Origin of the sequence: Amycolatopsis sp., from assembly GCF_025464955.1 — a bacterium.
Taxonomy (GTDB): domain Bacteria; phylum Actinomycetota; class Actinomycetes; order Mycobacteriales; family Pseudonocardiaceae; genus Amycolatopsis.
In genome coordinates, this window is the sequence record NZ_JAODNM010000026.1 from 1 (window position 1) to 8,629 (window position 8,629).

At 66.3% G+C, this 8,629-nt stretch carries 10 protein-coding genes; 5 read left to right on the forward strand and 5 right to left on the reverse strand.

All coding sequences use genetic code 11. The features are described 5' to 3' along the window. The 4 genes from JWQ81_RS04345 to JWQ81_RS04360 all read left to right on the forward strand — a co-directional run. Positions 1–549 (forward strand): hypothetical protein (locus JWQ81_RS04345; protein ID WP_297537719.1); only part of this gene is annotated, 549 nt, incomplete at its 5' end. 51 nt (positions 550–600) lie between these two features. Beyond that, positions 601–1,191: a DUF3558 domain-containing protein gene (locus JWQ81_RS04350; protein ID WP_297537736.1), complete on the forward strand. Its 591-nt coding sequence runs from the start codon at positions 601–603 to the stop codon at positions 1,189–1,191. 3 nt (positions 1,192–1,194) lie between these two features. Then, a complete protein-coding gene (locus tag JWQ81_RS04355) occupies positions 1,195–2,562 on the forward strand; it encodes a hypothetical protein (protein ID WP_297537720.1) in 1,368 nt (455 codons plus the stop codon). A 21-nt stretch (positions 2,563–2,583) separates the two neighbouring features. Next, positions 2,584–3,342, forward strand: a complete 759-nt coding sequence (locus tag JWQ81_RS04360; RefSeq protein ID WP_297537722.1) for an ESX secretion-associated protein EspG — start codon at positions 2,584–2,586, stop codon at positions 3,340–3,342. A gap of 18 nt (positions 3,343–3,360) precedes the next feature. On the opposite strand, the gene JWQ81_RS04365 is transcribed toward JWQ81_RS04360, so the two are convergent. Genes JWQ81_RS04365 through JWQ81_RS04380 form a run of 4 tightly spaced genes read right to left on the reverse strand, consistent with a single transcriptional unit; the run spans position 3,361 to position 6,741 of the window. Next, on the reverse strand, positions 3,361–4,254 hold the full coding sequence (locus JWQ81_RS04365; protein WP_297537724.1) for an ABC transporter substrate-binding protein: 894 nt from the start codon (positions 4,252–4,254) through the stop codon (positions 3,361–3,363). Next, the gene (locus JWQ81_RS04370; protein WP_297537726.1) at positions 4,251–4,955 is read right to left on the reverse strand and encodes an ABC transporter permease; all 705 of its coding nucleotides are present in this window, start codon (positions 4,953–4,955) and stop codon (positions 4,251–4,253) included. Before JWQ81_RS04370 ends, JWQ81_RS04365 begins: the two co-directional genes overlap by 4 nt. Next, a complete protein-coding gene (locus JWQ81_RS04375) occupies positions 4,952–5,647 on the reverse strand; it encodes an ABC transporter permease (RefSeq protein ID WP_297537728.1) in 696 nt (231 codons plus the stop codon). The genes JWQ81_RS04370 and JWQ81_RS04375 overlap by 4 nt, the downstream gene beginning before the upstream one ends. Further along, positions 5,647–6,741 (reverse strand): ATP-binding cassette domain-containing protein, encoded by a 1,095-nt coding sequence (locus tag JWQ81_RS04380; protein ID WP_297537730.1) that lies wholly within the window; start codon positions 6,739–6,741, stop codon positions 5,647–5,649. Before JWQ81_RS04380 ends, JWQ81_RS04375 begins: the two co-directional genes overlap by 1 nt. Positions 6,742–6,824: 83 nt before the next feature. On the opposite strand from JWQ81_RS04380, the gene JWQ81_RS04385 reads away from it, so the two are divergent. Next, positions 6,825–8,213 carry a bis-aminopropyl spermidine synthase family protein gene (locus tag JWQ81_RS04385; protein WP_297537732.1) on the forward strand — a complete coding sequence of 463 codons (1,389 nt, stop codon included), beginning with the start codon at positions 6,825–6,827 and terminating at the stop codon, positions 8,211–8,213. A gap of 75 nt (positions 8,214–8,288) precedes the next feature. Here JWQ81_RS04385 and JWQ81_RS04390 read toward each other — a convergent pair. Then, a partial coding sequence (locus tag JWQ81_RS04390) for a malic enzyme-like NAD(P)-binding protein (RefSeq protein WP_297537734.1) occupies positions 8,289–8,629 on the reverse strand: 341 nt, incomplete at its 5' end.

Below are 8,629 nucleotides of genomic sequence, written 5' to 3' on the forward strand. Positions count from 1 at the left end.
ACCCAACCGAGCCGAGTTTCCGCAATCCGCCCCACCCAGCGTGAACGACCCGATATCCTCGGTACGTTTTCAGCAGGCGTACGGGGAGAGAGTGACATGGCAGACGACGGGACCGGCTTCCTATCCGCGTTCACCTTCAGTGTGGCCGGGGCAGGTGCAATCGGCGCAGCCGCAGGCGTTGCGGCAGGAGCCGCCGCCGCGGGCGCCGCAACGAGCGCCAGTGGCAGCGCCGGCGGGTTCACCATGAGCAAAGACGAGATGACCTCTATGCTCACCAAAGCCAAACAAACACGAACACTGATCAACGACCAGTTGCGCCAAGCCGTCGGCATCGCACAGATAGATCCCCCCGGAGACGATGCATCCAGTCAGCAGTTCACTGACGTTGCCGTCAAATCCGGCAATTACTATCTTGGTCATCTCGGTATCCAAAAAAATCGTTACGATCAGCTCATCGCCAAGCTGGAGACAGCTCTCGGCTTAACTGTCGAAACCGACGAAGACGCTGGCCAAGCAGTGCAGGCAGCCAGCACGGAGGGTGAATACTAAGTGGCACGCAAGAATCCCCTGGTTTTCATCGGGTTTGCATCTATTACTTTAATGCTCGCCGCATGCTCCGGAAAAACAGTGCCCGGAAACCCGACAGCGGGAACTGAACCGACGACGGCAAACTCGTCGAGTGCCACGCCTTCAGCTGGTGGAGCTCCACCCGTGCAGGTACCCCTACCCGCGAAGGCGATTGACGGAAGTCCTTGTGATACAGCGTTGACAAGCGCAGATCTCACCAAGCTCATTGGGCCACCCAGTCAGCCGAAGCCTTCGGACACCCCCCTCGGACCGAGTTGCGCATGGGATAATGCATCAGACAACGGTGCAGGAATCACTGTCTTTTACCAAACGAAGTCTGATCAAGGTCTTAATCTCGCATACAAGAACGTAAAACCGACGGCAACACATTGGGCAGAACTCCCAGCGATACAGGGTTACCCCGCGGTCGCTTACAGACCGGCTGGTGACCCTGATACGACAGGGACAGATCACTGCCAAGTAGTCGTAGGTATTTCCAATACGCTGGCTTATTCGGCAGGGATCACGCTGAGCGATACTGCGAAAAGCAAGGGAATCGACCCATGCACAGCCGGTCGTGACGTAGCCGATCACATTCTGACCAACATCAAGGCGAGAGGATAGCCCATGTGGGGATGGGTGAAGGACATCAAGGATGCCGCCGGCAGCGCCATCGAGGCGGGCGAGGACGTGTACACCGGCAACTACAAGGATCTCGCCCACATGTTTACCGGCGACCCGAGCCAGGGCGCGGTCCCGCCGGGTGACCTGGTCAAGCAGGTCACGCAGGGCAAGGGCACGGGGTCACTGCAGCAGGCCGCGTTCATCGGGCAGACCCAGTCCGGCCAGCAGAACGACATCGAGACGCAGAGTCGTCAGATGATGACGGACCTTGAGTCGGCCTACACCGGAGCCGGGGCGGACGCCGCTCGTACGCAGATCGAGCCGCTCGCCACCACGGCGGCTTCGGCGTCGGACGCGCTCAAGAAGAACTCTTCGACCGTGCAGGACCAGATCGACCAGTTCGAACGGCTGAAGTCGTCGGTGCACACGGACGTGAGCAACGATGCGCCGCAGAAGGGCTTCGTGGACAAGGTGACCTTTTGGAACACCGACCACGAGGACGAGATCAACGCGCGCAATCAGAAGGTCCAGCAGAACCTGAACCTCTACAACACCTACACCCAGCAGACCAACACGAACAAGCCGGCGATGACCATCGACTACGGCCAGCTCGGTCAGGAACAGGGCGGCACGTTCAAGATCGACCCGCCGACTCCTCCACCACCGCCGGTTCACCCGCCGTCGGGGCACAATCCGGAGCCGACCGACAAGAACAACTGGTCACCGCACCAGCCCGGCGGTCCCGGCGGCCCCGGGGGCCCGAACGGGCCAGGGTCGTCGAAGATCCCACAGAGTCCGGTCTGGGCCTCGGATCCACCCCCGCGCACGACGGGCACGCCTGTGGTCTCGACGCCGCCCGGGCAGACGACAACGTCCAGCTACACGCCACCACCGTCGAGCGTCTACACCCCGGATCCGTCGACGTTCCAGCCCGGCGGGTTCGGGCCTGGCGGCAGTAGCTCCGGCGGAAGTTCTGACTCCAGCGGGTTCGGCGGGGCCGGAAGCTTCGGCGGAGCCGGCGGGTTCGGCGGCGGGTCGGGCTCCGGCAGCGGCAGTGGGTTCGGGCCGGGCGGCGGGTCGTCCGGGGCGTCCGGCGTGGGCGGCCGCGGCAGCTTGGGTGCCGGAAGCGCGGCCGGAGCGGCAGCGGACGCGGAGGGCGCGGGTGCCAGGGGCGCCGGAGCCGGTGCCGCGGGCGGGGCCGCGGGAAAGCCCGGAGCGGCCGGCGCGAGCAGTGGCGCACGGCCCCCGGGTGGCAAGGGCGAGGGCTCGGAAGACGCCGAGCACCAGCGTCCGTCCTACCTGGTCGAGGCCGATCCCGACAGCATCTTCGGCAGCGACGAGCGCACGGCACCGCCGGTCATCGGCGAATAGCCTCCGACGAAACAAGGAACCATGCAACGACCACCGATCCTCGTGCCCAAGCCGGCGCTCATCGCGGCCTGGGAATGGCAAGGTCGCGGAACACCGCCCGCCGTCATCGGCATGAACGAATACTGGATGCCCGAGAGCGGCAAGAAGGAGTTCGAGGACAAGGTCCTCAAAGTCCTCACCACGCTCGGGCTCGCCAAGGACGGGAAGATGACCCCCGACTTCCGGGAGATTCTGACCGTCCTGACGCACGGCGGCCTTCGCTACACCGGCTGGGCCAACGACGTCGCGTCCGGTGAGGACGGTGGCATCCTGGTCGCGCTGCACGGCAACCAGGCGGTCCGCGCGCTCCGCACAGCCGAGGACGTCCGGCTCGACGTCGTTCCTCAGGAGCGCGCGCTCGAGTCGCTGGTCGACGCGCTACCGGACATGCGGCCGGTAGCGCTCAACCCGATCAAGATCCCCAAGTCCGAGTTCACCCCGGACAAGCCGCGGCTCAGCGAGAACTACCGGTTCGACATGCCGACCCGGTACGAGGCCCCGGACCCGTTGGACCGCCTGCGCGCGCTCCTGAAGGCGAAACGCGCCGGAGCCCACCAGTTCTACGTCCACAAAGGAACGGCCCGCAGCTCGCCGGTCACCATTGTGGACATCATGGGCGAAGGCCGGCTGCTGAGCTTCATGACCGACGCGCCCGGACAGGAGACACAGCTCAACTTCCTGCCCGGCACGCGGCAGAACATCATGCAGACGATGTACTCGACGGCCCAGGCCCTTCGCTGACGACGCCCTCCGCGCTAGCTAAGCCAGCAGGCCGCTGGTGCGGAGGAAGTCGTCCGCGATGTCGATGGGGTTGCGCTTCTCCTCGGTGAACTGCACGTTGAGCTGAATCAGCTTGTCCGTGGTCAGCGCCGCGGACGCGCGGTTGAGGGCCTCAGTTTCCTTGTCGTTGAGGGTTCCCTTCGCCACCAGCGGCACGATGTTCTGCGCCGGGAACATGTTCTTGTCGTCCTCCAGTGCGACGAAACCGTTCGCGGCGATCGAGGACGAGGTGCTGAACAGGTCGGCGACCTGGACGTCGTTGGACTTCAGGGCCGCAACGGTCACTGGGCCGCCGGTGTCGGTGGTGCGGATTTCCTCGAACTCGCAGCCGTACAAGGACTTGATCTTGTCCTTCCAGCGCGTGCTCCACTGGCCGGGGCCGCCCATCACGACGTCCTTGCAGTGCGGTGCGAGCTGCGAGAAGGTGCGCACGCCCTGCGCGGCGAGGTCCTTGCCGACCACCAGCTCGTCCTTGTCCTGCGCCGGTGCCTGCTGGAGAACCTCGAAACCGGCCGGGATCTTCTTCTGCAGCTGCGCGTAGACGTCTTCCGGGGTGGTGGCCTCGTTGGTCTTGTCGAAGTACTGCAACAGGTTTCCGCTGTAGTCCGGAACGACCGACAAAGACTTGTCCTGCAACGCCTTCACCACGACCTCGCGACTGCCGACCGGCGGCCGGACGGTCACGTTGTCGGCACCGGCATGACGCAGCACCCCGGCATAGATTTGCGCCAGCAGCATGGTTTCACCGACATCCGACGCGCCGATGATGATGTCGCCGGTCGTGCCGCCCTCCGCACCGCCGGACAGCGGGTTCCCGCAGGCCGTGGCGAGCAGCGCCACGGACGCGATCAGGACACCGAGTTTCTTCCTCACGCCGCTCCCCCAACCGTGACGGTCTTCCCGGTCGCCACGGCGGCCGCGAGGCGGACGCCCTTGGGTACCAGCGCACGTTGCAGTGCCGAGAAGATCAGGTCCAGGATGATCGCCAGCACTGTTGTCAGGATCGCCCCGGCGATGACCTCGGAGTAGTCCAAAATGGCCAGTCCGTCGAGCAGGAACCGGCCGAGGCCACCGAGTCCGACGTAGGCCGCGACGGCAGCGGTGGCGACGAGTTGCAGCACAGCATTGCGGATTCCGCCCAGCACCAACGGAAGCGAGATCGGAACCTCAACTTTCCACAGCTGCTGCCAGCCGGTCATGCCGACGCCTTCCGCGGCATCGACGACACCCTTGTCTGTCGCTTGTAGACCCGCGTACGTCCCGGCGAGGATCGGCGGCACCGCGAGTACCACCAGGCCGATGATCGTGGCGAGCTCGCTGTCGGTGAACAGCAGGAACAGGAACGTGATCAGCCCGAGCGTCGGCAGCGCGCGGATCGTATTGCCTGCCCCGACCAACACGACCCCGCCACGACCGGTGTGCCCGATGTAGAGCCCGATCGGCACGGCGATGACCAGCGCGATCACCAGCGCCAGGAAGGTGTATCCGAGGTGCTCCAGCACGCGCGTCGGAATACCGTCCGGTCCGGACCAGTTCGCGGAGTCACCGAACCAGTGGAAAAGATCCGTGATCACGCGTTCACCTCCACGGCCGTCTTGCTCGTGGTCGCCCGTTCCCAGGGTGTCAGCAGTTTGCGGATCTGCACCAGCAGCAGGTCGACGATCAGCGCCAGCACCATGGTCAACACGATCCCGACGACGATCGGCGAGAAGTAGGTGCGCTGGAACCCGTCGGTGAACAGCACGCCGAGCCCGCCGGTACCGATCAGGGCGCCAACGCTGACCAGGCTGATGTTGCTCACCGAAGCGACCCGCACCCCGGCGGCCAGCACCGGTACCGAAAGCGGCAGCTCGACGCCGAAGAACAACCGCACCGGGCGGTATCCGACAGCAGTGGCGGCGGCGACCACATGGGACGGAACGGCTTCGAGCGAATCCAGCACCGGCCGCACCAGCAACGCCGTGGTGTAGATCGTCAGCGCGACGATCACGTTGATGCTGTCGAGGATCTTCGACCCGATGATGCCGGGGATCACCACGAACAGCGCCAGCGACGGGATCGTGTACAGCAGGTTCGACAACACCATGAGCACGCCGCGTACCGGGTGCCAGCGGTGGCCGAGCCAGCCCGCCGCGATGGCGAGGATGATGCCGAGCACCAATGGCAGTAAGGCCAGGTAGATGTGCTCGCCGAGATCGCCGAGAATCTCCGACCGGTTGTTGGCGCTGGAAAGGTAGCGACCCAGCTCGTCGAAGAAGTCGCCCACTACTCGTTCACAGCCTGCGGGTGGCCTTCGATCACATCGAGGACTTGGCGGGCGGTAACCACCCCGAGCACCTTGTGATCGGCGTCGACAACAACCCCGAGACTCGCCGGCGAGGACAACGCGGCGTCGAGCGCACCACGGATGGGCGTGCCCTGCTCGTACAGCGATCCGCCTGCCACCAAGGAAGCCTCGGAAATCGGTCCGTCCACCGTGGAGTTCGGCGGCAACCAGCCGCGCGGCTGGCCCGCGTCGTTGACGGCGATGAGCCACTCGGAGTTCGGACCGGAGAGCGTGCTGCCGACCTCGACCTTCGGGGCGTCCTTGACTTCGACGTCGTCCGCGGACAAAAAGGACAGTCCACGATAACCGCGGTCCTTCCCGACGAACGACGCGACGAAATCGTCGACCGGGTGCCGCAGCACGTCCGACGGCGTGCCGTACTGGGCCAGCTTGCCGCCGACGCGCATGACGGCGACCTTGTCGCCCAGCCGGACGGCCTCGTCGATGTCGTGGGTGACGAACACGATCGTCTTGCCGAGCTGGGTCTGCAGCCGCAACAGCTCGTCCTGCAGCTCCTCGCGGACGATCGGGTCGACCGCGGAAAACGGCTCGTCCATCAGCAGCACCGGCGAGTCCGCCGCGAGCGCCCTGGCGACGCCGACACGCTGCTGCTGACCGCCGGAAAGCTGCGCCGGATAACGCTTGCCGAGCTCCGCGGGCAACCCGACGGTCTCCAGCAGCTCGGCCGCGCGCTTACGTGCCTTGGACTTGTCCCAGCCTGTCAACAGCGGCACGGTGGCGACGTTGTCCAGCACTGTCCTATGTGGAAACAGGCCGGCGTGCTGGATGACGTACCCGATACCGCGCCGCAGCAGCGCCGGATCGGAGTCGCGGACGTCCTTGCCGTCGAGCAGCACGGTGCCGCCGGTCGGCTCGATCATCCGGTTGATCATCCGGAGCGACGTCGTCTTGCCACAGCCGGACGGGCCGACGAACACGGTGATCGTGCCGTCCTCGACCGTCAGGTTCAGGTTGTCGACGGCGACCGTCCCATCGGGATACTGCTTGGTCACACCCTGGAACTCGATTGCCACGCGCCACTCCCCAAGTCGGATTGAAAAACCGTAGCCCACCTCTGCCCGATTGGCACAGTGTCCCAAGCCCTAGGCTGGTCGAAATGAGCTCACTCGACGAAGTTTTCGCCGACCACGGTGCCGGAGTCCGCCCGCTGCGGCTGGCGATCACCCTGCTCAGCCACGGTTGGCTGCAGTTCGACGAGCTGATCCGCGCCACCGCGGCCCCGCGCCGCAGTATCGAAGAGCTGCTCGGCGCGTTGGACAGCGATTTGGAGCGCGACGGCCGCGCGGCACGAATCCGGCCCGCCGCCGTCGCCCGATACGCGCGCTATTCCGTGATTCCGGTGCCCGACGCACTCGAAACACAGATGGTCGCCCAGAGCGAACTGCTGGCCACCTTGCGCAAGTACGTCGAGGCCGTACCGCCCGCGATGGCCGCGCTCGACCACGTCCAGGCCACCCCCGAGACAGTCCTGCGCCGGGCTCTGTGGCTCGACGCGCAGTACGACCTCGGCACCGCGCGTCTGCTGTTCCTCGGCGACCACGACCTGACCTCGTTGGCCGTCCGCGCGCTGCGCCCCGACGCGGACCTGACGGTGGTCGACCTCGACGACCGCGTGCTCGAGTACCTCGACACGGTCTCCGGCCGGTCGATCACCACGCTCCACGCCGACCTGCGGATCGGCCTCCCGGCGGCGGTGCCCGGCTCGATGGACCTCGTGTTCAGCGACCCGCCTTACACGCCCGAGGGCATGGGGCTGTTCGCGTCGCGGGGCATCCAGGCGCTGCGCGAGCCGACCAAAGGCCGGATCCTGCTCGCGTACGGCTACAGCCCGCGTCACCCGGCGCTCGGCGCCCAGGTGCAGCGGGAGCTGGCGACGCAGGGCCTGACGTTCGAGGCGATCCTGCCCGACTTCAACCGCTTCACCGGCGCCCAGGCCATCGGCAGCGCGGCCGACCTCTACGTCTGCCAGCCGACCGCGAAGGCGAAGAAGTCCCGTGGTGGCAAGGGAAAGATCTACACGCACGGCCCGCAGTCGGTCGAATCAGGCGGGACGAAACCGGCGCTGCTCGAGCGACTACGAGAGGTCGCGGGAGACACTGGAGACACTGTCGAGATGCGCACTGCCGACTGGTCCGTTCCAACGTCTGCGGGGAAGACCGTCGCGATCGACCTCAGCGCCGACCCTGGGCCCTGGCTGCTGCGCGTGTTGCTCGCGACGAACGCCGAGCGACTCGCCGTACTGGTCCCCAACGCGCATGCCGACCTTGGCAACGCCGAGAGCCAGCAGTCGCTCACCCGGCTCGTCAGCGGCAAGTACACGCTGAGGTTCCTCCGCAGCACGCCGGACAACAAGCACGCCATCGTCACCGCGGACGCCGTCGAGGCCCCCGCTGAACTGCTCACGAAGGCCCACGCCCGGCGCGAGGACGGCCACCGCCTGATCGACCTGCCCCGCCACCGCCTGGCTGAGGTCCTGGGCACCTAACTTTCCCTCGGGGCCACCCTTGTGGCGTTGGAAGCCACAAGGGTGGCCCCGAGGGGTCCTTGAACGCGACCGAACCTACGCCGTCACACCGTCGTCGATGGCGGCCTTGGCGACGGCCGCGGCGACCTCGAGGGCCACGCGCGGGTCGAGCGGGCTCGGGACGATGCGGTCCGGGCCGAGGTCGTCCGATGCCACGGCGAAGATCGCCTCGGCGGCGGCCAGCTTCATGTTCTCCGTGATCGACCGCGCGCCGGAGTCGAGCGCGCCGCGGAACACGCCGGGGAACGCCAGCACGTTGTTGATCTGGTTCGGGAAGTCGCTGCGGCCGGTGGCCACGATCGCCGCGTACTTCGACGCGATCTCGGGGTGCACCTCCGGGTCCGGATTGGACAGTGCGAACACGATGGCGTCGTCGG

Excerpts from the sequence above, each read along its gene's own strand:
- JWQ81_RS04350 (WP_297537736.1), top strand. The coding sequence starts at position 601 with ATGCTCGCCGCATGCTCCGGAAAAACAGTGCCCGGAAACCCGACAGCG.
- JWQ81_RS04355 (WP_297537720.1), top strand. The coding sequence starts at position 1,195 with ATGTGGGGATGGGTGAAGGACATCAAGGATGCCGCCGGCAGCGCCATC.
- JWQ81_RS04360 (WP_297537722.1), top strand. The coding sequence starts at position 2,584 with ATGCAACGACCACCGATCCTCGTGCCCAAGCCGGCGCTCATCGCGGCC.
- JWQ81_RS04385 (WP_297537732.1), top strand. The coding sequence starts at position 6,825 with ATGAGCTCACTCGACGAAGTTTTCGCCGACCACGGTGCCGGAGTCCGC.